The sequence below is a fragment of the Lactonifactor sp. BIOML-A5 genome (genome assembly GCF_009677585.1).
Classification (GTDB): Bacteria; Bacillota; Clostridia; order Lachnospirales; family Lachnospiraceae; genus Lactonifactor.
In genome coordinates this window covers 18,943-44,174 of the sequence record NZ_WKYV01000010.1, presented here as the reverse complement: position 1 = coordinate 44,174, position 25,232 = coordinate 18,943, and the positions used below count along the sequence as shown (strand labels likewise).

Here is a 25,232-nt window from a genome sequence, read left to right as displayed (position 1 = left end):
ATGGTGTTATAATTACTACATATTTTTATTTGGAAGGATGTGTGAAAATGACAAAAGATGAATTAAAATCTTTTATCACAGCTATAAACTCTGCGAAGAATAGTAATATTTTATCTGCATATTTTGTTAAGAAGCCAAGCTCTGTGAAAATGCAATCGTTTCAGCCACAGATTTCGGTTCAGGTGCAATCAGATATATTAAGCATGATTATACCCAATATTCTTAGACAGTTAGATAACGCAGCATTAGTTGAATATAATCCTATAGGGGTTGCAGATGGTGAAATAGAATATTTGAACAAAAACAGCATCGAACAAATTGATACTTTTCTCGATAGTATTTCTGATGAAAAAATCTATAAAGAAATGAAGGCCTTAGAAATACCCAAAATTAGTTTTTACTGCTTTAAGATTCAATATAACGAGAAGATCATTTACTGCTTTCGACAATTTGCAAAGATGAAAAAATTGAGAAGTGGATATATTGCTCAATTTTTTAATGATGAATTAAAAGCGATGGATGGCAATTTCTTGGGTATTGATGAAACTGTAGACATGATATATGCAGATGATGTTGCGTATATCTTTAATCATATTTCATTGGAGCGAATCTTTAATTATAGAGATCAGTACCTGCAAAAAACAAATGAAGCTATGGGGGAACTTCTTAGGCAGAATGCAATCGCAAATATGGAGCAATTTAGTGAAGATTGCTGTCGAGATGTTAGAATAATGAAACGTTTTACAAACATGATGACACAAGGAAGATTGCCATTGTTTTTTGACAATTATGAGAAAGTTCCAGAAATAGTTGAGGAATTGGGCTTAGATATTGATTTTGACGATGAGGGAAGGATTGATTATAAAGAAAAATCTCAATTGTACCATATTGTTAATCTGATGTCTGACTCGTATTTTGAATCACTACTTGCAAAAAGAAGAGGTATTGTAAAAACAGAAGAGGCTCTATCATGATGACGAGAATTTCAAAATGGCTGCTGTATATTGCATCTTATAAGTGGGCATACTTATTACAGTGCATAAGTGTAATTATTGCAGAAACACTTCGTACGAAGAATACAGTGCCCGGTCTGCAAGTGATTCTGAAAGCACTTTTAGCAAAGCGGTATATTTTATTGGTTTTGCTTGTGATGTTTCTGGTTTCGTGGGTAATAGAGAAACAGATAACTAGGGTAAAAGCTAATACCAGAGTGAAATACGAAATAGAAGATGACATTATAGGTGAAATTGCCATTTCTTTGATCGCGTATATGGCAACAGTCCTTACGATAACCATTAATCTATATGGTATTCTTTTGACAGTAGCGTTGTTTGTGGCAATAGGAGTAGTCTGCGATAAAACCGATAAGATTTACATTCTACCAATTTTCTTTTTAAGAAAATATCGAGTGTTTAAATCTGGAAACATAAAAATTATTACGAAAATGTCGATGGATCGTTATCGATTAAAACTGGATGAAACACCAGACGGCATACCTGCAAGAGAATTGGTTCGGAATACATATTTGATAATAGATTAAGAAAACCGTTGGTCAGATTGATCAACGGTTTTATATTGCTATTTTTTAAATGCGTTCATCATATTTAAAACGGCATTTTTCTGCTCAACAGTCAGTCCAACCCAGGAATCGATTAAGTTTTTGATTTCGGGAGTAAGTTCGATCATTTCACCTTCGGCAAAAAATTGGGCGAGTGTTATGCCGAATCCTTTGCAGATTGCTTCTAAAGTAGGAAACGAAGGAACACTGTTTCTTCTATATATATTAGCAATGGTGGATTCGTTTAATCCGCATTCTTTAGCAAGTCTGTATTCAGTCCAACCACGTTCCTCTAAGAGAACTCGTAATTTCTGTAATATATCCATTGAAAATCACCTCATCTGAAAATATTTTACCGTTCAGCTGAGAAGTTATGTACAGTTCACTTGTAATGAAAATACCGTTAAGTTAAACTGTAATTAGTAACTCAAGTGAAGGGGAAAAGAGATCTTGAATTACCAGATTTTAAATAGCATCAAGATGGTAAGGTGGTAAGATGGCAGACCTATATACGTTGGGGATGTTAAAAATATGTCTCTGAGAATTATGAGTAAGATATCTGTAGGACTATTTCAAGAGATTATTCGTTCAGTTAACAGACTGGTAACTGGAAATGACCAATTGGCAACTGGTTTTTGATATTATCGAAATGGATAATCAGATTGAAAATAGGCGCACTGTCATGATGCATGAAATGAGGTGCATACAAGTGATCGAAACATTGGGGAGCAGGCTAAAAAAACTAAGAAACAGCAAACATTTAAGGCAGGAACAGGTAGCTAATCTTATTGGTGTTAATAAATCAGCTATAGCCAGGAGTGTATTAATGGTGTCGAGGGATCAGGAAAATTCTGAGATTAGGTATATGTATCCGATAAAAGCAAGTTTGGCACCTGAAGGAGAGACGATTGCATTTTCACTTAGCACAGATCAGGGATTTCAATGGATTGGGAAATGCGATAGGGATCCATCACAGTTTGAAGATGTTGATGTGACATTAACGAAAAAAGATCGGGCAAAAGAATATTTGAAATTAATGCTCATGTCTGAAGATTTACCTTCGACAGAGATTATGACAAGAATAAATAGTTTTGGTATTGCGGATAAAACAATTCGCATAGCACAGAAAGAATTGGGAATTACTGCGTATCGAAAAGAAAATGCCTGGTATTGGCATTGGAATAATGAATAGGAGATGAGAAGTAGTATGTCTAGCCGAGAAGAACAACGACAAAAGATCAAAGATAAATATAAACAACTTAATGCGGATGATCTAATCTACATTCCGGCTAGAAAACCTTTGGAAGTGACAGAAGACAGTCCGAAGAAAAGAGTATGTGCTTATTGTCGAGTTTCTACAGATGATCCGGCACAGACTACTTCTTATGAGCTACAGAAAGAGCACTATGAAGAAGAGATAAACAAGAATCCTGACTGGGAGTTTGCAGGAATATATGCAGATGAAGGTATCAGTGCGACTTCCATGAAACACAGAGATAATTTTAATCGTATGATCGCCGCGGCAGAAGCGGGAAAAATAGATATTATTGTAACTAAGGCAGTATCACGTTTTGCAAGAAATGTGGTGGACTGTCTTTCTATGGTGCGCCATCTTTCAAATCTGAAACCACCGGTAGCTGTAAAGTTTGAAACAGAGGGAATCAATACCCTGGATAGTACATCTGAGATGATTCTTGCTGTAATGGCTGCAGCTGCGCAAGAAGAATCTAAAACAAAGAGCAATGCTATGAATTGGTCACTGGAAAACAGATTTAAGAAAGGTAAATTTCTTACACCGGTATTGCTTGGATACGACCATGATGAGGACGGTAACCTGATAATTAATGAAGAAGAGGCACAGACGGTAAAACTTATTTATTATATGTATTTGTCCGGATTTCCTACTGGAGAAATAGCTGAGATATTGTCACAGCTGAAACGCCCTACAAAACTAGGCAATACCAGATGGTGTTCTGGCACAGTCAGATCAATTATGCAAAATGAAAGAAATTGTGGAAATGTTCTTAGCTGGAAAACATTTACCTATGATTTTTGGGAACATAAAAAACGAAAGAATAATCATGATAAGCCTCAGGTATTAAAGGTAGATCATCATGAAGGCATAGTTAGTCACGAGATCTTTGATGCAGCGCAGCATAAATTGGCATCAGAAAAATATCTGAGAAAAGGGATACCATTGCCTGCTTTGGAAGTTATAGAGCACGGAGCTTTGCGAGGATATGTCTCAGTAAACAGATTATGGTCCGGCTTTTCAGAAAGCGACTATTGTGAAGCCTGTGAAAGTGTATATGAGGAGCAGGAATCTTTAGATGCTGTAAAATCAAAAGATGAATTTTCATTAGATGGATACCAAGTAGTAAGTAATCAGTTGTTCTACGATTCTGGCAGACCATACATGTCAATTGCAAGAGGCCAGATTAGATTCAATACCGTTTGTTTGAAGAAATTTGAAGATGTGGAGTATGTTGAGTTGCTCCTGAATTCTGTGGAAAAATGCATAGCAGTCAGACCGTGCGATAAAGATAATCCAAATGCGATTAAATGGGGATCATTACAGAACAGCAAATGGATTGTTAGACCAAAGAGCTGCTCAGGCTTTGCCAGTTCGTTGACTTCGAGAGTCTTCCAGATCAATTTGTTTTAAAATGTAATCATAACGCTGCTGTAGGATTGTGCATATGTCGATATAAGAGTCAGCTTGATACGCGATATGTAGTTAATGAATTAAAAAGAGGACTTGGGAAAAGTTTCTATTATTCTAGTAGAGAGTTCCACAGAATATGATGTCCGCAATCGTGGAAAGTAATACTGGTTCAAAAGGCACCGGCTTGTACGATTCAGACGCAGGCAGAAGCTGTTTGTGAGCTATTTGGCGGTAAGAAAGAAGATATAATATAAATTTGACAAAACCAGCATAGGAAGATAAACTTAAATGTGCTGATAGAATTGAGCAGCCTCAACTCTGTACCAGCAAAAGACTGTAACTTCCAAGAGCCTAAACTACATTTATGGAGAACAAAAAGTGAACAATAATTCTAACAAAAACTTAATCAAGAAAAAAGTCGACTGGATGATAACCCTTGTACCCTTCCTGCTTATCGTGGTATTGTGTATTCTATTCTTTTTTATGCCCGAACAATCCAACGCCGTATTGAGCCAAATCCGGTATTTCTTCGGAAATACCTTCGGAACCTATTACCTAATCATAGGACTCGGCATATTTTTGGTTTCCATCTACGTGGCTGTGTCAAAATACGGTGACATAGTTCTGGGAGATCCGGGAGAGAAACCTAAATATTCCTTTTTTGCATGGGGTTCCATGATGTTTACCTGCGGACTGGCGGCAGACATCCTGTTTTATTCTTTCTCTGAATGGTTCATGTATGCGGCAGATCCGCATATCGCAGAGATGGGAAGTATTCAGGACTGGGCCAGTGTGTACCCCATATTTCATTGGAGTCTGATTCCCTGGGGCTTTTATCTGGTTCTTGCCGTTGCTTTTGGATTTATGCTTCATGTAAGAAAGAGAAAACGTCAGAAATATTCTGAGGCATGCCGCCCGGTTCTTGGAAAACATACCGATGGCATAGCCGGCCGTCTCATAGACCTTTTGGCGGTCATTGCCCTGCTGGCGGGTACAGCAACTACATTTAGTGTGGCGACCCCGCTGATGGTTGATATCATTAACAGTCTGTTCGGCATCCAGCTCAATCGTTCCGTTGTGACAGCCGTTATACTTGTCATTACCTGCTTTATTTATACATATTCATTGCTTCACGGCTTTAAGGGAATCAGTATTCTGGCAAAGGCATGTATTTACTTGTTCTTTGGCCTTCTGGCATACGTTCTGTTTTTCGGCGGGGAGACCAGATATATCATAGAAACAGGATTTTCTTCCCTGGGTAGGATGGTTCAGAATTTCTTTGAATTGGCAACTGCCACCGATCCACAGAGGACAACCTCCTTTCCGCAAAACTGGACCATTTATTACTGGGCGTACTGGATGGTATGGTGCGTGGCCGCCCCCTTCTTTATCGGCAATATTTCCAGGGGGCGTACCGTAAGACAGACCATTTTGGGCGGGTACGTTTTTGGCGTAGGTTCTACGCTCATGAGCTTTATTATCCTGGGAAACTATTCTTTGGGAAAACAGATGAATGGAGCTGCGGATTTCCTGGCAAAATATAAGGAGACAGGAGATGCCTACGGATTGATTACGGATATTATCGGAACCATGCCCTGTGCCCCCTTGGTGTTAGTGGTAGTATTGGTAACTATGATCGCTTTTTATGCTACCTCATTTGACTCTATTGCACTGACGGCATCCTGTTACAGCTACCACGTTTTGGAGGAAGGGGAACAGCCCCACAGAGGAATCCAGCTGATGTGGTGCATTTTATTGATTTTGCTTCCCATTGCACTTATATTTGCGGAAAGCTCTATGAGCAACCTACAGTCAGTGAGCATAGTTTCCGCGTTTCCTATCGGCTTTATAATGGTACTGATTGTGTGGAGCTTTTTAAAAGATGCCAAGAAGTACATGAAAGGGAAAAAGTAGCTGACCGGCATACGAAGCAAAGAATAAAGGAGCAGCAAATTGGACGTATATCAGATTTTTATTACACATAACAGACCGTGGACGGCCCGGGAAATGCTCTGTGTCGCCTTGCTGCTGGCCGCTGCTCTGTTTGCGGCAGGTTATCTGTTCCGGCATCAAAAGATAAAGCCTTCCCAGGCGCTGGCCGGAATATCTCTGTTGCTTTTCCTTTCCGTTGTATTCGGCTCCACTGTATTTACCAGGATGCCTTCCAAGCGGCAGTTTGAACTGCAGCCCTTCTGGTCCTGGAGGGAAGTCATCGTAAACCATAACAGGGAGCTGCTGAAAGAAAATTTGCTGAACTGCATTTTACTTGTTCCAATGGGAATACTGCTTCCCATCCTTCTGCACCGGAAAGTAACCTGGCGGCAGGGGCTGCTGTGGGGACTTCTGGTATCTGCAGTAATTGAAACCTGCCAGCTGGTATTTTGCAGGGGGTTGTTCGAATGGGACGATATGATTCATAATGCACTGGGGTGTATGGCAGGCTGTTGGCTCACGAATACTGTGGTCAGGCGATAGTTGCCCTCTGCATAGTTTGCCTTCTATCTTGCCGGACAGAAGACTTAGTGGACTTATTTACTTGGATATGATAAAATCCCTTTGTGGCAATTGTCCTTGAAAACGTAGACATTTAGGGGACTTTGGAACATTATGTAAAGAAGAAGGAGCAAAACAAAAAATGAAGAAGTCTGTTATTTTAATTTTGGCGGGATGTATCATCATAACCGCCGGCGTAGCCTGCTTAGTATATACAACAGACAGAGAAGGCCCTGTAATACAGATCGATGAGACAACTGACCTTACTTACACGGAAGGCCAGAACAAAGAGGAACTTTTAAGAGGAGTAACAGCCATTGACAAAAAGGACGGGGATGTCTCTGACACCCTGATGGTTGAAAGCATCGTACCTGCCCTTTCAGGAAATAAGGCAACGGTTACCTTTGTTGCCGTTGACAAGCACAATAATGTAACCAAATATCAATGTGAAATCAACTACCAGGGTGCAGCCGGCGCAGACACCGAAGCGCCCCCGGAAGATCAGAATACAGACACAGAGGCAAAGGATACAGCAGAAGAGACGCCGGAGACGGGAGAAGAAACTCCGGAAGCGCAGGAGACAGGCGGCGCTCCGGAATCCCAGGCTCCCTCTGCGGATGAAACGGAAGCTGCCATCTCCCAGCTTCCGGAAGGGAGTCCCGCTTTCCGGCTGACAGAGCACCAGATAACGCTGAAAAAAGGGACAAAGTTTAATTACATGGACTACATCCGGGAGATTACCGATGATAAGGACTCAAGAGAAGATCTGTACCGTAAAATTCGTGTAAGCGGAGAGGTTAAGACTTCACAGGCCGGGACTTACGAGGTATCCTACTCCGTGACAGACAGTGACGGACATCAGTCTAATGTAGAGAAGCTTCAGGTAACTGTTGAATAGAATACGGATTCTGCAGGATAGAGTACAGATGAGGAGAACGAATATTGTTGATTGATGTACATAACCATATCTTACCAGGCATAGATGACGGTGCAGGTGATATAATGGAGTCCCAGAAGATGCTTGCCATTGCCGTGAGTGAGAAGATTGATGCCATCATAACCACCCCGCATTTTGAGTGCGGCATGGACCAGGCAGTCATAGAAAAAAGGGCGGAAGCTTTTGAGAGCCTCTCCCAATATATTCAGAAGGCAAAGCTGCCGGTAGCCTTATATCCCGGCAATGAGTTATTTTATAGTGAGGGAATCATAGACGCCCTGGATTCCGGGGACGCCCTTACCCTGAATCATACCCGGTATGTGCTGGTGGAATTTCCGATTTACGAAGAGTTCAGTTATATCCGGAGGGCGGTTCAGAAGCTCCGCTACGCCGGTTATCTGCCGGTGCTGGCACATGTAGAACGCTATGAAAACCTGCTGAAGGAAGAAAAGATTGCAGAGATTGTTAATATAGGCGCTTATATCCAGGTCAATGCATCCAGTTTGACCGGACGGGCCGGGTGGCAGATGCGGCGCTTTCTTCTGCGGCTGGCGCGCCGTGACCTGATTCATTTTATAGGAACCGACGCCCATGGATGGGAGCACAGGCGGCCGAAGATGCAGGAGTGCCTTGCTTATCTGGAAAAAAAGGCAGGGAAAGACTGTGTGAGAAGTATTACCAGAGATAATCCTGAAAAATTACTGAGAGGAGAAAATATCAGTGGAGAAGTTAGAAATTAGAGATGATGTGGAGCTGAGCAACCGGGAGAAAGAGGTCTACCGTACCCTCAGAACCAATCTGGAGTTTACAGGTGTGGAGAACCGGGCCATAGCGGTTACAAGCTGCACACCCAACGACGGAAAATCCGTGGTGTCCTATAACCTTTCTCTTGCTCTGGCAGAGAGCGGAAAGAATACATTGTTTGTAGATGCGGATCTTAGGAAATCCGTTCTGGTTCACAGACTTAATTTGAAGAATCCCTCCAAAGGACTCAGCCATCTGCTGTCCGGACAGGCGGGAGCCAATGATGTGATCTATTCCACCAATAAGAAAAATTTATTTATGATTCCCTCAGGGATCTTTCCCAGCAATCCCACGGAGCTCTTGAGCAATGGAAGATTCGAAAAACTGGTGGCGGGGCTTAAGGGTACCTTTGATTACATAGTTGTAGACACACCGCCTCTTGGAAGTGTCATCGACGCGGCAGTGATTGCCAAGATATGCGACGGTTCCGTCCTTGTCCTGGCAGCGGACAAATCCTCCAGGAATGAGGCTAAAAGCGTGGTGGGCCAGCTGAAGGCTGCCAACAGCAATGTCCTGGGCGTTGTCCTGAATAAAGTAGATTATAAGGGCAATGGATATTATGGGAAGAAATACGGCGGTTACTATGGAAAGTACACCAGCTATTACTAAAAGAGAAAACGTGAAATACATTCCAAAAGGGGAACAAGATGAACATGAACAGAGAATTTGAAGATGAAATTGAAATTGACCTGGGTGCCCTTCTCCATGTACTGTTGCGGAAATGGTGGCTCATCGCTATCTGTGCATTTATGGGGGGGATCATAGCCCTTGGTATCACGGCAGGTCTGCTGACTCCTATGTACCAGTCCAATGCCCTGCTCTATATATTGAACAAAACTACCAGCGTGACCTCCCTGGCAGATATTCAGATAGGTACAGAGCTTACCGCCGATTTTGAGGTGATTGCAACTAGTAAACCTGTGATCGATGCTGCAATTGAGCGGCTCAAAGAGGAAGATGGGAAAACCTTTACAAGAAAGGATATTTTGGAGATGATTCAGGTGAGTAACAAGACAGGGACCCGTATTCTGACAATCTCCGCAACCTCAGCCAATCCCCAGGATGCCTGCATTGTAGCCAATGCGGTGGCAGGTGAGACGGCTGATCGGATGGCTGACATTATGAAAGCAGATCCCCCCACTACGGTAGAACCCGCAGAGGTTTCTGAGAAGCCGGTAAGCCCCAGCATGAAGAAGAATACAGCCATTGGCTTTCTGGTAGGTATTGTCCTGGTATGCGCAGTCCTTGTCATCCGCTTTATGCTGAATGACAACATTCAGACAGAAGAAGACGTTGAGAAATATCTCGGACTTCCTACATTGGCAACTATACCTTATGTAAAGAGCAGAGAAAAGGAAAAAGTCGGGAAGCAGCGCGCGCTGAAGGAACATAAGAAAGAGGCATTGAGTGAAAAGAAACAATAAATTATTCTGGGTATTTTTTGTAATCTTTCTGGGAGCTGTCTGTTTCGGAATATATTATTACACCAGCCAGCAGAAAAAAGAAGCTGTGTATGAGAAAATGGCAGAGCAGAACCAGGTGAAAGAGGAGCCGGAACAAGAGGAAAAACCTCCAAAAGCGGAAACTCCGCCTCCTGCGGAGGAAGAAAAGCCGGAGATTCCCATTGATTTTCCAGGGCTGCAGAGCACGAATCCTGAGATCTATGCCTGGATCCGTATTCCGGATACCGAAGTAGACTATCCCGTGGTTCAGCGGCCGGAGGATGACACCTACTACCTGAATCATACCGTGGAGGGGGCAGAGGGGCTTCCGGGTTCTATATTCACAGAATCTCTGAACAAAAGGGACTTTACCGACCCTAACACCGTGATCTACGGACACGATATGCGGGACGGCACGATGTTCGGACATCTGAAGAAATACATGGACAGTACGTACATGGAAGAGCATCCGCTGATTTATATATACACACCGGAGCACATTTATACCTATCAGGTATTTGCAGCAGTGACCTATGACAACAGACATATTCTGAGAAGCTTTGACTTTACCCAGGAGACGCAGTTCCAGGAATTTCTGGATTCCCTCCGGGATGCCCGGAGCATGGCCAGCTATGTGAGGGATGACATTTCCGTAAGTGCAGAGAACCGGATTTTGACGCTGTCCACCTGCAATGGGAATGTGCAGCAGAGGTTTCTTGTGGAGGCGGTGCTGACAGATGAACAGTAAAAAGAAAAAAACAGTGATTTTGACTATACTTATTCTTATCCTTCTGCTGATCATAGGCGGCCTGATCTTCTGGCTGGCCGGAAGGATGGAAGAGAAGAGAGATGCAGTATCCGGTGAAGATACTGCCGGGACCACTGCCCCGGTAAGCGCAGATGCTGTGTATTATCAGGGGCAGGAGTACCGGTATAACCGTGATATAGAAAATATTTTATTTATGGGGGTGGATAAAAAGGAACAGATTGTGCTCCAGGATACTCCGGGGAAGGCCGGCCAGGCGGACAGTGTTATGATCTTGTCATTGAATAAAAAGGACAAGACGGCCAGGATTCTCCAGTTATCCAGAGATTCCATGACGGATGTTGATATCTACGATGCTAACGGGAATTACTATACCACAGTTCAGGCGCAGTTAGCCACTCAGTATGCCTACGGCAACGGGGGACAGAGCAGCTGCTATGCAATGAAAAAAACAGTATCTGAGTTGCTGTATGATCTGCCCATTGACGGCTATATTTCCCTGAACATAGAGGCTATCAGTACCATCAACGATGCTGTGGGCGGTGTGACCATTACTGTTCCAAAAGATTATACGAGAATTGATCCTGCCTTCACAGAGGGGAGCACCATCACTCTCACTGGTGAACAGGCAGAAAAGTATGTCCGCTATCGGAATACGAACCAAGAAGGCAGCAACAATGAGCGCATGGAGCGCCAGGTACAGTATCTGCCCGCACTGATATCAGCTCTGAAAGGAAAAGCAGGCAAGGCCGGGGATTACTATGAAACCTTTTACCCCCTGGTGTCCTCTTATATGGTGACAGACCTGAGCGCGGACCAGATCAACCAGCTGTCGGAATATCAGCTTCTCTACGATGAGACGGAGTATGTACCCGGGGAGGTCCGCAGCGGGGAAGAGCATGAAGAATACATCATCGACGAGGCAAAATTAAAGGATTTATTGATGGAGATGTTTTACAAAGTGGACCAATAGTGTTATAATGAACTCATGTTTCAAGTGAGGAGTAAAAGACAGGAGGATAAAAGTAATGAAAAAAATGATTGCTTTATTAAGCGCAGCAGTGCTGACTGTAGCAACTGCGGTAACTGCGTTCGCTTTACCCAGTGTAAGCGTAAGCGGTGTAGTAACCAAGATTGAGAGTGCTGTTGATGCCAGCGGCAATGCAGTAACAGTTGAGATCAAAGAGGTTCCGGAAGAATACAAAGCAGCGGTTGAAGAAGTAAAAACGGAAGCTAAGGTTAAGGAACTTTTGGGTGATGACTTTAAAGAGGGCATGCAGGTAGTAGACGTTAAGGAAGTATCGGTTCCGGAAGGGACAACATTCCCTGTAACTATTACATTCCAGGTACCGGGTGTGAAAGCCGGAAGTACAGTAGCAGTTCTGCATTATAATGGGTCTGCATGGGAAAGAATAACAAAGGATGTAAAGTCCGGTGATGGAACGATTTCCGCTACATTCGATTCTTTATCCCCAGTAGCTTTCGTAGTAGACAAAGAAGCGGCAGAAGCAGCAAGCTCTTCTGCTACATCTCCAAAGACCGGAGAATTCAATGTTCTCGGAATGGCTGGTATCGTAGCTGTTATCGCATTGGGCGGAATGGCTGTTACTTATTCAAGGAAGAGAAAAGAAGCATAAGAAGGTAAGGTTATAAGCCCGGAGATTTCCGGGCTTTTTCTTTTAGTATCCTAATGATAAACATACGAGGGAGGATTTATCATGAAAAAGACTGCGAAAAGGCTGATTGCCTGTGTAACTGCGTTTACTGTTTTCCTGAGCCAGCCGATTAGCCTCAGGGCGGCAAATGAAGGGAAACCGTCAGATACAGGGGTGAGGGAGCTTGACTACAGGACAAGGGTTTCTCACAGCGGAAGCGGCGTAAATGCCGCCCACGGAATCGTGAAAAAGGATAACAGTCTCTGGACCTGGGGGCCCAATAACTGGGGGCAGCTGGGCAACGGGAGCTTCAGTGATGTATCCGCCCCGGAAAAAGTTATGGATAATGTGGTGTCTGCGGTGATTTCCCATACCAATGGCCTGGCGGTAAAGGAAGATGACAGTCTGTGGATGTGGGGAAATAACCAGAGCGGTACCCTGGGGATCGAATCGCCTTACGGGAATCATGCGGAACCTGTACAGGTGATGGATGAGGTGGCGCAGGCATCTACGGGGAATCTAATGTCTTTTGCAGTGAAAAAGGACGGCAGCCTGTGGTTCTGGGGAGCCAATGACAATGGGATATTTGTGGAAAAGGAGATTACGGAGGAGAAAAAAATATACCACCCGGTGAAGCTGCTGGACAATGTGCAGAAAGCAGTCATGGGAAGCGGCAACTTTGCGGCTATAACAACCGATGGGACTTTGCTGATCTGGGGAAGGAATGACATGGGGCAGCTTCTGGACGGGACTACAGAGGACAGCCCGGTACCAAGCCCTGTGATGGATGGGGTGGCCGACGTGAGTGTGGGAGAAAACGGGACGTTTGCCGTATTGAAGACCGACGGGACATTGTGGTTCTGGGGAGAAAACGGGGGCAAGTTTGGAAACGGAACCAGAGAGAATTCCACAGAGCCGGTTATGGTAATGGAAGACGTGAAGATGGCGGACACTTTTGGAACCGGTTTTTCTGCTGTGGTGAAAAATGACGGTACCCTGTGGACAACCGGAGGGGACAGTTGGGGCGCCCTTGGAAATGGAACGGAGGGAAGCACCACAGAATTTGTTAAAATCATGGATGAGGTGGAATGCGTAAAGCTCTCGGACTTCTCCTTTGCGGTGAAAAAGGACGGAAGTGTCTGGGTCTGGGGATTTAACGAATACAGTAAGAATATGGACGGCGCTCCAGAGGCCATTGAGACGCCTCTAAAGTATATGGAGCCGGGGACCATGCTGGACAGGCCGGATCCCACCATTTCTGACACCCAGCCGTCCCGGGAGATCACAGATCTGGAGCTGTTTACAGAATACCCCCAGTATCTGAGCAATACTTCCGTTTCTCAGGTGGAGCAGTTCATGTGGGACGCTACAGCCGGCGCCCTGGATGAAGTGTACAAGCATAATTTTCTGTCTTCATACCAGTACGCGCTGAAGGAAGGGGGCACCAGCATTCTGCTGGAGGAGCATCTGGGAATACTGTGCGATATACTTGGTCTGCCATACAGCCCCTATGAACGGCTCTACGATAAGCTCCTCAAGGAACAGACCCAGGAGTTTATCAGTGACCTGTCAGAGAAGGAACGCTATTTTGACAGCCTGAAGAGCCAAACGGGGGAAGTGCTGAAGGAACTGAAGGGTTTGAACGCCATCCTGGAGGCAGGAGATACCATTAATGTGGAGCTTTGGGCGGATGCGCTCCATCAGGCAGTCCCGGATCTCTCAAAGAAGAAGTGCATCTCTTTGCTGAAGCAGTGTGAAAGTGATTTCGGAAGAATCAGCAAGGACTTAAAGAAGCTGAATTCGGCCCTGTCTGTGGGAGATATTTTAGTGACAGGCATTCTTCTCCTTGAGACGGATAAGACGCTGATTGGTGAATTAAAGGAAGAATGCAGACAGTATGGCATCCAGTCGGAGCTGTACCGGGGACTGGATCTTCTGGAAAAGGAGATCAGCCTCAATGAGAACACACCCGCAGCATTCTTTCTGGAGAAGTTCTTTTCCGGCAAAGCCTTAGGGTGGATCTCCGGTCATGCAGATGAAAAACTGCTAAATTTGGTCAGCCGCTTCTGGAAAAGCGGAAGCGCCGGTGAAGAGGCGGTAACTATGGTGGCACAGCTGGTTGTGGCGGGAACCGCAGAGATTATGGGCCTTATGCTTCCCAATGCGGATAAGACCATAAAAGCCACAATACAGCGTTCTTTTACTGACTGTATACGCGCCAGGCTGATTACCGGACAGCAGATTACGTTTCTGGAATACAAAAATCAGGGCGTGTGTCCGGATGACATAGAGGATCAGATAGAAAAATATAAAATCCTCTACGGGACGTACCTGAAGTCTCTGCAGCGGGACATTACACTGACACAAAAGCTGGTAGACAAACCTGGCTATACCCGCACCAAACAGAGACTGAAAGATGCCCAGACCATATACGATAAATATAGTGTAGAGAAATATCTGGAAATGTGCAAAGCCCAGATTCTGAGGGATGAGGCAACGAATCTGAAGGGGATACCAAACGGGGACGGAACATTTACAGTGACTGGATATGCGCTGGAGGAGACGCCCAAGCACCTGGTCATTCCCCATGAGGTTCTGGGATATCCGGTGAGCCGGATTGCAGACAATGCGTTTTTGGGGGATACCAATATACAGACACTGGTGATCGAGGCGGAGGGAATAGCCGTAGGATCCCAGGCTTTCCGGGGATGCACGAATCTGACAGAGGTTTATATAGGAAGCGGGGTGCATACCGTGGAGGCGTCTGCTTTCGCGGACTGTACCGGTCTTGCCGTCCTCTCTATGGGGGAAGGAATCAGGGAGATCGGGGAGGAAGCATTTGCTAACTGTGTCAGCCTGGGCCAGACAGAGATCCCCTATTCCGCAGCCGCCGTGGGCGCCCGGGCCTTTGCGGGCTGTACGGCGCTGGAAGGAATGGGAATTCTCTCAGAGAATGCCGTATTCGGGGAACAATGCTTTGAGAATGCTCCCCTTGCCGAAGTCGCCGGGATTGCCGGGACCTCAGGGGAGGTGATCGCAGAAGAAAGCGGATCTGCTTTCGTACCCAAAGAACCTAAGGTGGAGAGTATATCGGTGAGCAAACTGCCGGATAAGCTGGAATACCGCCTGTTTGACGACGCTGACACCGCCGGTATGGAGCTTACGGTGCAGTACAGCAGCGGAGCTTCTGAAGTCATCCGGGAGGGATGGACCGCTGCCGTGACTGCGCGGACCATCGGAGAAAGCTCCGTGCAGGTGTTTTATGGAGATCAAAATACTTCCTATCCTATTACAATCCTTCCCGATAAAGTATCCTACACTGTGCACTATGTAGATGGAAACGGCAGATTTATCAGCCCTTCCGTCACCAGAGAAGGGACGGCGGGTGAGACGGTGAGGGAAGCAGCCATTGCGATCCAGGGATATGAGGCAGATGCTCCTGAGGCAGAGCTGACGCTGGATATCTATAATAATGAACTGTATCTCACCTATCATGAGAGAGAAATTAAGGAGCTGAACACGGCGTCTGTCACCTCTTCGGAGAAGGCAGTCTACACAGGAAAAGAGATAAAGCCGTCTGTAACGGTAAAAGATGCAGAGGGAAATATACTGATCGAAGGAACAGACTATACGCTCTCTTACAGAGACAATAAGAACCCGGGAACCGGAAAGATTGTGATTACAGGGAAGGGCAGCTGGACAGGGACTGTGATAAAAGAATTTGCCATCTATATCTCAGGGGTTTGGCGGTCAGATGCCAGGGGATGGTGGTATGCCTATGCCCACGGCGGCTATCCAAAAAGCAAGTGGGAACTGATTGACGGAAAATGGTATTATTTCGATGAGGGAGGGTACCGCAAGACCGGCTGGATCCGGCCGTCAGGAACCTGGTACTATCTGAATTCGGAGGGTATCATGCAGACCGGGTGGGTGAAATCCGGCAGCGCCTGGTACTATCTGAACGGAAGCGGAGCGATGCAGACGGGCTGGTTGCGGACTGGAAAAACCTGGTATTACCTGAACGGAAGCGGGGCGATGCAGACCGGCTGGGAGAGGATCGGAGGAACCTGGTATTACCTGAACGGAAGCGGGGCGATGCAGACGGGCTGGGTACTGGACGGAAAGACCTGGTACTACCTGAGCGGAAGCGGAGCGATGCAGACCGGATGGCAGAAGATTGGAAGGGACTGGTATTATTTTAACGGAAGCGGAGCCATGGCAGTTAACACCTGGGTAGGAAATTCTTATGTAGGGGCCGATGGCCGCTGGATTAGATAACTGACGGAAAGTGAGATTCTTATGCTGCAAATTGCTATATGTGATGACGAAAAGTATTACAGAGACCGAATACAGACGCTTCTGGCAGGGTATCTCAAGAAGCGGCAGCTGGAGTATGCCATCACTCGGTTTCTCTCCGGGGAGGATTTTCTGAGCCGCAGGGAAAATATTGTACAATATGACATTGTTTTTCTGGACATTAGTATGAATGCCATTGACGGCATTGAGACGGCCCAGCAGATTCGCGCCTTTCAGTCCCGGACAGAGATTGTGTTTGTCACAGCATTTTTCAACTATGTCCTGGAAGGCTATAAGGTAAATGCCGTGCGGTATATTCTGAAAGATACCCTGGACACCGCAGTGGAGGAATGTATGGATGCCATACTGAGAAAGCGGCAGCTGCGGCAGGTATCCTTCTCCTTTCTGGAGGGGGAACAGAGGCTGTACACGGACAATATTTTATATATTGAGAGCAGGAAGCACAAAGCAGTCTTTTTCTGTCTGGAATCAAAGCTGATAAATCTTACCATTTACGACAAGCTGGATCACATAGAAAAGAAGCTGGAGGGACATGGATTTCTGCGGATCCACAAGAGTTATTTGGTGAATATGAAGCACATCCAAAGAATCAGCAATTACAAAGCCGAGCTGGATGTGGGAGGAGAGCTTTCCGTACCCCGCCGCAGATACCAGGCGGTAAAAGAGGCGTTTGTGGCTTATAAGGGGGCATTGTGATGGGAACTGTGCTGAGAAGCCTTGGATTATCCCTGCTGATGGGGCTGTGCTGCAAGATTTACTTTGAGACACTGACGAAGAGGCGGAGACCGAAGGTGAAATGGCTCGGCAGCACAAGCCTGCTGGGGTTCACACTGGGATTTCTGGTGATTTCATTTACCCGGATTCCTCCCTTTATTCTTCAGCCTGTGCGTCTGATACTGATTGTCTTTATAGTGGCACAGATCTATTATCAGCTCAGGATTCTGCAGAATTTTGTACTGACGGTGCTGCTCTGTGCAGTTTTCTGGATGACGGAGATATTCACCGGGGCGGTGCTCTATGCTCTGCCCTGGGGACATGTGATCCCGGAGCAGATGATAGAGCCTTTGGCCATAGGGGTTCTGGTTTTACTTACGCTTTTGTTTCATTTCCGCTGCAGGAGGAGAAGCCGGCTTCGCTCAGGCGCTGGATGGATTCGTTTCGGATATCTGCCAGTATGCTGCATGGTAGTGGCTGTGGCTCTCAGTATGGTGCTCTGGGACAGCAGCGCAGTGAATGCCGCGGCAAGACTTGTAGTAATTATGGGGTTTGGGGTGTTTTTTGCAATTTCCCTGTACTTTACAGGAGATATCCTGGAAAAGGAAGAGGAGATGCAGAACCTGCGGCTTTCCCAGGAGCGGACCAGGAACCAGATGGCTGTGTATCAGAACATGCGAAGAAGCTATGAGCAGCAGAGAAAATTCCTCCACGACTATAAAAACCAGCTCACCTGCATACAGGGGCTGCTGGCAGAGGGAAAGGAAGAGGAGACTGCCGGCTATGTGGCAAAGTTGGCGGGTAGCCTTAAGAAGAGCGCAGATACGGTAAATGCCAATCACACGGTGGTAAATGTAGTATTAAACCAAAAATACCGGTACGCAGAGGAAAAGGGCATTGCCATGGTTTTGGCAGTAAACGCTCTTTCCGGACTGACAATGGAGGATGAGGACCTGGTTACTCTGCTGGTAAACCTGCTGGACAATGCCATAGAGGCATGTGAAAAGCTGGAAGGCGGAAAAAAGGTGATACAGTTTAAGATGATACAGGAAGAGGAACAGCTGATCCTTTCCGTCCGAAACCCGGTAAAAGAGCCTGTGGAGATAAGGGGAAATAAGGTGGTGAATTCCGGAAAACAAGGACCCGGACATGGAATCGGGCTGCTTAATGTGGAAGAAGTGATAAAGAAAAATCATGGAACAAGTACACTGCAGTGCAGGGACGGATGGTTTTATTTCGCGGCCATGTTTCCTGTGCAGCAGTAATGCCGTCTGTCTGCCGAAAAGAGGCGCCTTTTTTTGCTTTCTGACCGTCTAATGGTGCTCTCCCTGTTGAATCCTCACAGGGGACTGGGTACTATGGGAGTTAGAACAAAGAGCAGCAGAGGAGGATAACGCCCATGAAAAAAGCAGCCGGCAGAGGAATACTGACCATTGTGATTTTGTCCCTGTGTATGACTGCCTGCGGAGGAAAAGGCGGTGTGACAAAGGCCGGGACTCCTGCAGATGCAGTGGAAAATGTCCTGGAGGCAGTAAAGGAGCTGGATTTCAAAACATGTAACCAATATTCCGACAATTATGTAAAAACCTATAAAAATTGGCTGGGGATTCCCACAGAACGGGAATACCGGATATTTAACGAGCTGCAGCAGCCGGGGATGAAAAAAGGGAAAAAATACAAGGCCAATAAGCGGTTTGCAGAAGAGGTTGTCAGAAACCTGTCCTGGAATCTGGGTGAGGTACGAAGGCAGGGCGATAAAGCAGAGATTGATTTGGAGATCACCAATACGGATATGACGGACGTTATGGGGCATTATACGATTCACATAATGGAGGATATGATCAAAGTTGACGGAACCGGACTGGGGCAGCTGGTACGCAGTCTGTCCGAGTTAGACTATGACAAAGGCAGGGTCCTTACTTATCTGGAGCAGGCAGAAGGAACCCGTACGGAAGTGGTCACTGCCACCCTTTATCAGAAAGACGGGGAATGGAAGCTCCATCTGGATGAGCCTTTGATCCGTGCCGTGATGGGAAACCTGAATGCAGAGAAGTATTCGCAAGAGGTAGAAGAGAGGCTGGAACATCTGGAAGCAGAGTACGAGAGGAAGATGGAACAGTGGGGAGAGGAAATATTATTTCCCCACAAATAGCGTACCTGCGTTTACGCCTTTGACAATATCGTATATCGACTGCGGTCTTTTGCCATTGGCAATTATGGTATCAATGCCCTGAGCTGTGGCAAGAGACGCAGCCTGCAGCTTTGTGCGCATACCGCCTGTACCCCGGCGGGAACCAGCGCTGCCTGCAAGACAATATACGGTTTCGTCAATCTGCTCGATCCGGTTTATCAGCTTTGCATTTGGGTAAAGGCGGGGATCTGCGTCGTACAGACCATTTATATCGGATAATATAATCAGCTGTTTTGCCCGGCATAGAACCGCAACAACAGCGGAAAGCATATCATTGTCCCCAAACAATCTTTCGGCGGACTCAATTTCCGTATAGCTTACGGAGTCGTTTTCATTCACAACGGGGATAATTCCCATTTCAAGAAGCGCATTAAAGGTATTTGTCAGGTTTTCTTTTTTTTCTTCCTGTTCAATATCTTCCGCATTTAGCAGAATTTGGGCGATTGTTTTATCATAATCCCCAAAGAATTTGTCATACAGATGCATAATGCTGCACTGACCTACTGCGGCTGCCGCCTGTTTCATCCGCATGCTGGAAGGATGCTCTTTCATTTTTAGCTTATTTGTTCCAACTGCAATTGCGCCGGAAGATACCAAAATTACTTCATAGCCCATATTTTGAATATCAGACAGGACACATGCGAGCCGGTCAAAGGAACGCAGATCGCTTTTTCCCATTTCATTTGTAAGAGTGGAAGTCCCCACCTTTATCACGATTCTGTTTTGGTAAAGTCCCATATCACACACTCCTGCTTGACTTTATTTTGTTTACAGTCTACCATTTATCATATAATTACAAAAGCGAATGTTTAGCATGGGAATCATAATAAAACCAGATATTAAAAACAGGGTGATACATATGGATATGAATATTCAAAAATACATGGCGTTTGTTAAAACCGTTGAATACGGCAGTTTTACAAAAGCTGCTGAGCGTTTGAACTATTCTCAATCTGGCATTAGCCGTATGATTAATGACTTGGAAAAGGAGTGGAAACTCGTTTTGCTGGAGAGAGGAAAATCCGGTGTAAAGCTGACCAGCGACGGTATGAAGCTGCTTCCTCATGCAGAAAATGTCTGCAGGGAATATGAGAAGCTGCAAATGGAAGTGAATGAACTGAACGGTCTGCAATCGGGACTTATCCGTATCGGTACGCTTTCCAGTGTGGCCGCACACTGGCTTCCGAAAATTATCAGAGAATTTCAAAAGGTGTACCCGAACATTGATTATGAGCTGCTGCTTGGAGACTATACGGAAATTGAAGAATGGATATTGAACGGACGTGTGGACTGCGGCTTCCTGCGTTTGCCAACCTGCCCTGAATTTGAAACGATTTTTTTAGAGCAGGACAGACTGCTCGCCATATTGCCGGAACATCACCCGTTGGCACACCTTGAGAAGTTTCCGGTTGTGGCCCTCTGTGACGAACCGTTTATGCTCTTGGAAAAGGGCGCCAAAGCTGAGGTCTCAGAAATATTTGAACGCTGTAACTTGACACCTAAAGTACATTTTACCACATGGGATGACTACGCGATTATGTCAATGGTGGAAAGCGGTCTTGGCATCAGTATCTTACCGGAATTGATTCTAAAGCGTGTTCCATATCGGATTATCGCAAAAGAATTAGATGTTCCCGCATACCGAAAAATAGGCATTGCTCTTCGGAGTAAGAAAAAAGCTTCTCTCTCAGTGAAACGGTTTTTAGACTATCTGCAATATCGCTAAGTTTTCGGAAATATGGAACGCCCCTTTACTACAGAGGATGAAAGGACACTTCAGATATGAGGTGTCTTTTCTCATGTCTGCAGCCGCCTCACCTTTATGCCCAGGGTCACAGATCGGCGTTGATTTTACAGTATGGAATTTTTTACAATATCTAGTATAAAATCCCATGACCAGGATATGAACGATATACTCCGCGTCAGCTCATACCTCCGGCTGGATTTGATTTTATATAGTTACATATTATTGCATGTGTCGGAAATGATAATATGTAAAAATAGATTTTGGAGGAATATACATGCAGCGTATCACAAATCATGAATTATCTGTGTATGAGAAATGCCTGAGACAAGAGGAGAAAAGTCAGGCAACTCTTGAAAAGTATATGCGGGATATCCGACATTTTCTCGCATTTCTGGAGGATCGTACCGTCAGCAAGGAAGAGACCATTGCCTACAAAGAATATCTGGCGCAGAACTATGCCCCGGTAAGTGTGAATTCTATGCTCGTGGCAGTAAACGGATTTCTGCGGTTTTTCGGCATGCAGAAATGCTGTGTCAGACTTCTGAAGATCCAGAGGCAGATTTTCTGCCGGGAGGAAAAGGAACTTACCCGCCAGGAATATAAGCGTCTGGTACAGGCGGCAGCGGGCACCCAGACTTCCTATGTACTGCAGACAATCTGCGGGACGGGAATCCGTGTCTCGGAGCTGCAGTATATCACGGCAGAAGCAGTGTACCAGGGAAAAGCAGCGGTAAACTGCAAGAATAAGACACGGATCATTTTTATTCCGGGACCTCTGCAAAAGCTGCTCAAGGAGTATATGAAAAAAACAGGTCTTCAAAGCGGTCCGGTATTTTTAGGGAAAAATAAAAAACCCCTGGACAGGAGTTATATCTGGAGAAAGATGAAAGAATTGTGCAGAACAGCGGAGGTGGCGCCGGAAAAGGTCTTCCCCCATAATCTCAGGCACCTTTTTGCAAGAGTCTTCTACAGCATAGAAAAAGACATCGTTCGTCTGGCGGATCTGCTTGGACACAGCAGCATAAATACCACAAGAATCTACACCATGGAGACCGGGGATCAGCATATCAGCCGTATGGAACAGGTACAAAAGATACTGCTCACAACATAATATTCATTATGTGACCTATTGGGGTGTATGAGCCAGGCAAAAGGGCCCGGATACTTTTGCTCATATGTCGGAAAATAGTAAAAAAGGCGCAGAAACAAAGCCGACAGAAGCATGCTTCACCATCGGCTTGTTTTTGCTGCCTTTTTTTAAAAAACGCCCTGAAACGCCTATTTTCCCTTGAGAAAAAAGACGTTTGGTGCTATTATATAGTATGAATTATTCATATGTGACACAATATTTATGTACTAGCCGGCAAGAATGTCACATAATGAATATTATGTAATACCTGAAGGAGTAAACGGCAGTCAAGCCCTCCGGCATTGGCTGGGGGAGAAATACGGCAAGCGGATTAGGATGCGGTAACAGATATGGGAGAGAGAACGTATCGAAGACAACAGTGGGAAGAATGGTATCAGAATGCCAGGGCGTATGCGGATACTTTTGGGAATCTGCTGGTTCCCCACGACTATGTGACGGCAGACGGGTATCGCCTGGGACGCTGGATTGAACGGCAGAGAGCCATGCATAATGGAGTGATTCCGTCCTCCCTGGACCGGGAACGCTGCCTTGCGCTGGAACGCATCGGCATGGTGTGGAAGCTGGAGAAGCGGCTCTCGTGGGAGACCTGGATGGCTATGGTGCAGGAATATCATCAGGAATATGGGGACCTGGATGTGCCCACAGATTATACTGCTAAAAACGGATGTCAGCTGGGCTATTGGATCAAAGAACAGCGGAAAAAGTACAAGGGAGGTTATCTGGCAGAGAAGCAGATACGGGATCTGGAGCGTTTTGACATGATCTGGAGCTTTTATGAGCGAAAAGACTGGAAGGACTGGCTCCGGCTGGCAGAGATGTATTACCAGAAACACGGGAACCTATTGGTTCCGGCTTCCTATCAAACTGCAGACGGGGACCGGCTGGGGAGCTGGATCTTTGTACAGCGGGAGCGGTATTGGGGCGCTAATGGCCGCAGGCCGCTGTCCCGGGAGCAGGTAAAAGCCCTGGAACAGATTTCCATGGTTTGGGGGCTTGACCGGGTGAGGGAGGAAAAGTGGAATGCCATGGTCCGGTGGATCGAGGAGTATAAAAACCAGTATGGCTGTCTGCCCCTGAGACCCTCCGTGAAGGCGCCGGACGGGCGCAGCATGGGAAACTGGATTTCTCTTCAGAGGACGGCGCTTACCAGGGGAAAGGTGGCAGAGGACAGAAAAATGCGGTTGGAGGGTCTGGGAATCTATCCCTTTGGCAGTACGAAGACGCCCTTATAGCTTTTAGGGAACCTTCAGCAGTCCGGCCCCGGATTCTCCTCTTTGGATGCAGGAGCTGTGAATGGTTTGAAACAGGTACATATATCCCTCGTTGAGATCCCTGAGGCAGCCCTCCCGATCTCCCTTTTGCAGAGAGAGAAATGCGTGTTCCCCCAGTTTGTTTAATTTCTGCATACTTGGACTGGTACTGGTGTAAAAGGAATAAAAATACCCCCAATTTAAGATGTCTGTGACTTCTCCTAAAATCACTTTCAGCGGGTACAAAGGCACGCGGGGCAGCAGGCAGTCCATCCATTCCTTCAGACAGCTCTTGGGAGAGCGGGCGAAACGGTCCTGCAGTTCCTGCTCCAGCGCTGTGTCCTGCCGGTCAATGACCAATGCAGCGACAGGGCGGATGAGGAAGGTGATGAGCTGCAGGCCGCATAAAAACATAAAGGTATCCTGCCGGTGGTTTGGATGCCGGGACCTTTGGTGGATTCGCCATTTTTCGTGGGGGAGCACCACACTTCCCCTGCCGTTGATGGTCTCGATAAACCCCAGGGACTGAAGGACCTTCAGTGCTTTACGTATGGTAGATAAGGACACCTGGTATTCTTTTCCCAGACTGGACTGGGATGGAAGCAGCGTTCCCGGAGAATATATGCCGGTGCCGATTTTTTCTACCAGATCCCTGCCGATTTTTTTATAGAGAGAATCCCATCCCCATCCTGCGTTCCAGTTGAAGGCAGGCTCCCCGTCATCTCTGACATCCGGATGCAGAGCCGTCAGCAGGTCAAAGGATTTTTCCGCAGTTTGAAGGACCGCGCGGTAGTGGGCGGCAAAGCTGCGCTGTACCGTATAACTGTCGGACTGCAGACAATCTAAGAGCCAGTCCGCGTGGTGTAATTCGGTATATGGAGTATAGCCGGTAATGAGGCGCTGGTATTCTGCCAGAAAGGGTACTTCCGCGTAGATCTCCAGGGATGCGTAAAAGCTGCTGATAAGAAAGTTGCCGGAGGAGAGAAGTACGTCATGTATTATATTTGAGCAGAGCTGCCAGCTCCCGGTGAGTCTGGGCCGTTTGATCCATTTCACAGCCTTTTCATAGCTCGGCAGTTCATATACGCTGACTGATTTGGCGCAGAAAGCGAGGATTTCAGGCATGAGGAGTTCCATAGTCCGGTAGATGTCTAAGATGGCCGTGCGCTTTCTGACAATGGATCGGACAGAGGCATTTTCCTTTTTTAGAAACGGCGCCTGGTAGATAACCACAGCCCGCTGTCTCTCCCGGGTACGGATCAGGCCATCCCTCTGAAGAAGCTTCAGGACGGTTTTTATGGTTTTTGTGCCCACGCGGTGCTGTTGGGCAAGCTGGCGGACTGAAGGCAGCTGGCTGCCGTATTCCAGCTGACTGTTTAGAATCTGCTCTTTTAGGATTGTATAGACAATCTCGTATGCATGTAGTTTTGACTGCAAAGGGTCACCTCCGTTGATTTGATAAGCTGGGTTTATAAGATTAGTATTCCCCGGATGGGTGTTTTGCAGAATGAGTTAATAACTGTCTGGCAACAGACATCATAAC

At 46.1% G+C, this 25,232-nt stretch carries 23 protein-coding genes; 20 read left to right on the top strand and 3 right to left on the bottom strand.

The genetic code is table 11. The features are described 5' to 3' along the window. Window positions 1-47: 47 nt before the first annotated feature. Both GKG41_RS10125 and GKG41_RS10120 read left to right on the top strand, forming a co-directional pair. On the top strand, window positions 48-974 hold the full coding sequence (locus GKG41_RS10125; RefSeq protein WP_154258390.1) for a Kiwa anti-phage protein KwaB-like domain-containing protein: 927 nt from the start codon (window positions 48-50) through the stop codon (window positions 972-974). After that, the gene (locus tag GKG41_RS10120) at window positions 971-1,540 is read left to right on the top strand and encodes a hypothetical protein (RefSeq protein WP_154258389.1); all 570 of its coding nucleotides are present in this window, start codon (window positions 971-973) and stop codon (window positions 1,538-1,540) included. Before GKG41_RS10125 ends, GKG41_RS10120 begins: the two co-directional genes overlap by 4 nt. 38 nt (window positions 1,541-1,578) lie before the next feature. Here GKG41_RS10120 and GKG41_RS10115 read toward each other — a convergent pair whose 3' ends face one another. Then, on the bottom strand, window positions 1,579-1,884 hold the full coding sequence (locus GKG41_RS10115) for a helix-turn-helix transcriptional regulator (protein ID WP_154258388.1): 306 nt from the start codon (window positions 1,882-1,884) through the stop codon (window positions 1,579-1,581). 383 nt (window positions 1,885-2,267) lie between these two features. On the opposite strand from GKG41_RS10115, the gene GKG41_RS10110 reads away from it, so the two are divergent. From GKG41_RS10110 to GKG41_RS10040, 15 genes are all read left to right on the top strand, one after another. After that, window positions 2,268-2,750: a helix-turn-helix transcriptional regulator gene (locus tag GKG41_RS10110; RefSeq protein WP_154258387.1), complete on the top strand. Its 483-nt coding sequence runs from the start codon at window positions 2,268-2,270 to the stop codon at window positions 2,748-2,750. 15 nt (window positions 2,751-2,765) lie between these two features. Further along, entirely contained in the window at window positions 2,766-4,223 is a 1,458-nt protein-coding gene (locus tag GKG41_RS10105) for a recombinase family protein (RefSeq protein WP_173015583.1), read from the top strand. A gap of 378 nt (window positions 4,224-4,601) precedes the next feature. Next, a complete protein-coding gene (locus GKG41_RS10100; protein WP_347563319.1) occupies window positions 4,602-6,137 on the top strand; it encodes a BCCT family transporter in 1,536 nt (511 codons plus the stop codon). Window positions 6,138-6,176: 39 nt separating this feature from the next. Next, window positions 6,177-6,698, top strand: a complete 522-nt coding sequence (locus GKG41_RS10095) for a VanZ family protein (protein ID WP_154258385.1) — start codon at window positions 6,177-6,179, stop codon at window positions 6,696-6,698. Between the two features lie 160 nt (window positions 6,699-6,858). After that, complete coding sequence (locus tag GKG41_RS10090; protein WP_154258384.1) at window positions 6,859-7,614, top strand: immunoglobulin-like domain-containing protein; 756 nt, start codon at window positions 6,859-6,861, stop codon at window positions 7,612-7,614. A gap of 44 nt (window positions 7,615-7,658) precedes the next feature. Then, window positions 7,659-8,393 (top strand): CpsB/CapC family capsule biosynthesis tyrosine phosphatase, encoded by a 735-nt coding sequence (locus GKG41_RS10085; protein ID WP_154258383.1) that lies wholly within the window; start codon window positions 7,659-7,661, stop codon window positions 8,391-8,393. Beyond that, the gene (locus GKG41_RS10080) at window positions 8,374-9,066 is read left to right on the top strand and encodes a CpsD/CapB family tyrosine-protein kinase (protein ID WP_226904268.1); all 693 of its coding nucleotides are present in this window, start codon (window positions 8,374-8,376) and stop codon (window positions 9,064-9,066) included. Before GKG41_RS10085 ends, GKG41_RS10080 begins: the two co-directional genes overlap by 20 nt. A 38-nt stretch (window positions 9,067-9,104) precedes the next feature. After that, window positions 9,105-9,881, top strand: a complete 777-nt coding sequence (locus GKG41_RS10075; protein ID WP_154258382.1) for a Wzz/FepE/Etk N-terminal domain-containing protein — start codon at window positions 9,105-9,107, stop codon at window positions 9,879-9,881. Beyond that, entirely contained in the window at window positions 9,865-10,647 is a 783-nt protein-coding gene (gene srtB, locus GKG41_RS10070) for a class B sortase (protein ID WP_226904267.1), read from the top strand. Before GKG41_RS10075 ends, srtB begins: the two co-directional genes overlap by 17 nt. Continuing rightward, window positions 10,637-11,638, top strand: coding sequence for an LCP family protein (locus tag GKG41_RS10065; RefSeq protein WP_154258381.1), 1,002 nt, complete (start codon window positions 10,637-10,639; stop codon window positions 11,636-11,638). Before srtB ends, GKG41_RS10065 begins: the two co-directional genes overlap by 11 nt. Window positions 11,639-11,693: 55 nt before the next feature. After that, the gene (locus tag GKG41_RS10060; protein ID WP_154258380.1) at window positions 11,694-12,302 is read left to right on the top strand and encodes an LPXTG cell wall anchor domain-containing protein; all 609 of its coding nucleotides are present in this window, start codon (window positions 11,694-11,696) and stop codon (window positions 12,300-12,302) included. Between the two features lie 81 nt (window positions 12,303-12,383). Continuing rightward, on the top strand, window positions 12,384-16,598 hold the full coding sequence (locus GKG41_RS10055) for a leucine-rich repeat protein (protein WP_154258379.1): 4,215 nt from the start codon (window positions 12,384-12,386) through the stop codon (window positions 16,596-16,598). Window positions 16,599-16,619: 21 nt separating this feature from the next. Then, the gene (locus GKG41_RS10050; protein ID WP_154258378.1) at window positions 16,620-17,333 is read left to right on the top strand and encodes a LytTR family DNA-binding domain-containing protein; all 714 of its coding nucleotides are present in this window, start codon (window positions 16,620-16,622) and stop codon (window positions 17,331-17,333) included. Next, complete coding sequence (locus GKG41_RS10045; RefSeq protein WP_154258377.1) at window positions 17,333-18,616, top strand: GHKL domain-containing protein; 1,284 nt, start codon at window positions 17,333-17,335, stop codon at window positions 18,614-18,616. Before GKG41_RS10050 ends, GKG41_RS10045 begins: the two co-directional genes overlap by 1 nt. Before the next feature lie 134 nt (window positions 18,617-18,750). Then, a complete protein-coding gene (locus tag GKG41_RS10040; protein ID WP_154258376.1) occupies window positions 18,751-19,503 on the top strand; it encodes a hypothetical protein in 753 nt (250 codons plus the stop codon). On the opposite strand, the gene proB is transcribed toward GKG41_RS10040, so the two are convergent. After that, entirely contained in the window at window positions 19,486-20,280 is a 795-nt protein-coding gene (gene proB, locus GKG41_RS10035; RefSeq protein ID WP_154258375.1) for a glutamate 5-kinase, read from the bottom strand. The two genes, GKG41_RS10040 and proB, sit on opposite strands and share 18 nt — an antisense overlap. A 121-nt stretch (window positions 20,281-20,401) precedes the next feature. Here proB and GKG41_RS10030 point away from each other — a divergent pair, with 121 nt between their 5' ends. The 3 genes from GKG41_RS10030 to GKG41_RS10020 all read left to right on the top strand — a co-directional run bounded on the left by GKG41_RS10030 (window position 20,402) and on the right by GKG41_RS10020 (window position 23,671). Beyond that, on the top strand, window positions 20,402-21,268 hold the full coding sequence (locus tag GKG41_RS10030) for a LysR family transcriptional regulator (RefSeq protein WP_154258374.1): 867 nt from the start codon (window positions 20,402-20,404) through the stop codon (window positions 21,266-21,268). Between the two features lie 295 nt (window positions 21,269-21,563). Further along, window positions 21,564-22,400 carry a tyrosine-type recombinase/integrase gene (locus tag GKG41_RS10025; RefSeq protein WP_072852895.1) on the top strand — a complete coding sequence of 279 codons (837 nt, stop codon included), beginning with the start codon at window positions 21,564-21,566 and terminating at the stop codon, window positions 22,398-22,400. A 368-nt stretch (window positions 22,401-22,768) separates the two neighbouring features. Further along, entirely contained in the window at window positions 22,769-23,671 is a 903-nt protein-coding gene (locus GKG41_RS10020) for a helicase associated domain-containing protein (RefSeq protein ID WP_154258373.1), read from the top strand. A gap of 3 nt (window positions 23,672-23,674) precedes the next feature. On the opposite strand, the gene GKG41_RS10015 is transcribed toward GKG41_RS10020, so the two are convergent. Beyond that, window positions 23,675-25,126 (bottom strand): GntR family transcriptional regulator, encoded by a 1,452-nt coding sequence (locus GKG41_RS10015; RefSeq protein WP_154258372.1) that lies wholly within the window; start codon window positions 25,124-25,126, stop codon window positions 23,675-23,677. Between the last annotated feature and the right edge of the window lie 106 nt (window positions 25,127-25,232).

Coding starts and splice junctions, on each gene's coding strand:
- GKG41_RS10125 (WP_154258390.1), top strand. CDS start 48: ATGACAAAAGATGAATTAAAATCTTTTATCACAGCTATAAACTCTGCG.
- GKG41_RS10120 (WP_154258389.1), top strand. CDS start 971: ATGATGACGAGAATTTCAAAATGGCTGCTGTATATTGCATCTTATAAG.
- GKG41_RS10115 (WP_154258388.1), bottom strand. CDS start 1,884: ATGGATATATTACAGAAATTACGAGTTCTCTTAGAGGAACGTGGTTGG.
- GKG41_RS10105 (WP_173015583.1), top strand. CDS start 2,766: ATGTCTAGCCGAGAAGAACAACGACAAAAGATCAAAGATAAATATAAA.
- GKG41_RS10090 (WP_154258384.1), top strand. CDS start 6,859: ATGAAGAAGTCTGTTATTTTAATTTTGGCGGGATGTATCATCATAACC.
- GKG41_RS10075 (WP_154258382.1), top strand. CDS start 9,105: ATGAACATGAACAGAGAATTTGAAGATGAAATTGAAATTGACCTGGGT.
- GKG41_RS10065 (WP_154258381.1), top strand. CDS start 10,637: ATGAACAGTAAAAAGAAAAAAACAGTGATTTTGACTATACTTATTCTT.
- GKG41_RS10060 (WP_154258380.1), top strand. CDS start 11,694: ATGAAAAAAATGATTGCTTTATTAAGCGCAGCAGTGCTGACTGTAGCA.
- GKG41_RS10055 (WP_154258379.1), top strand. CDS start 12,384: ATGAAAAAGACTGCGAAAAGGCTGATTGCCTGTGTAACTGCGTTTACT.
- GKG41_RS10050 (WP_154258378.1), top strand. CDS start 16,620: ATGCTGCAAATTGCTATATGTGATGACGAAAAGTATTACAGAGACCGA.
- GKG41_RS10045 (WP_154258377.1), top strand. CDS start 17,333: ATGGGAACTGTGCTGAGAAGCCTTGGATTATCCCTGCTGATGGGGCTG.
- GKG41_RS10040 (WP_154258376.1), top strand. CDS start 18,751: ATGAAAAAAGCAGCCGGCAGAGGAATACTGACCATTGTGATTTTGTCC.
- proB (WP_154258375.1), bottom strand. CDS start 20,280: ATGGGACTTTACCAAAACAGAATCGTGATAAAGGTGGGGACTTCCACT.
- GKG41_RS10030 (WP_154258374.1), top strand. CDS start 20,402: ATGGATATGAATATTCAAAAATACATGGCGTTTGTTAAAACCGTTGAA.
- GKG41_RS10025 (WP_072852895.1), top strand. CDS start 21,564: ATGCAGCGTATCACAAATCATGAATTATCTGTGTATGAGAAATGCCTG.
- GKG41_RS10020 (WP_154258373.1), top strand. CDS start 22,769: ATGGGAGAGAGAACGTATCGAAGACAACAGTGGGAAGAATGGTATCAG.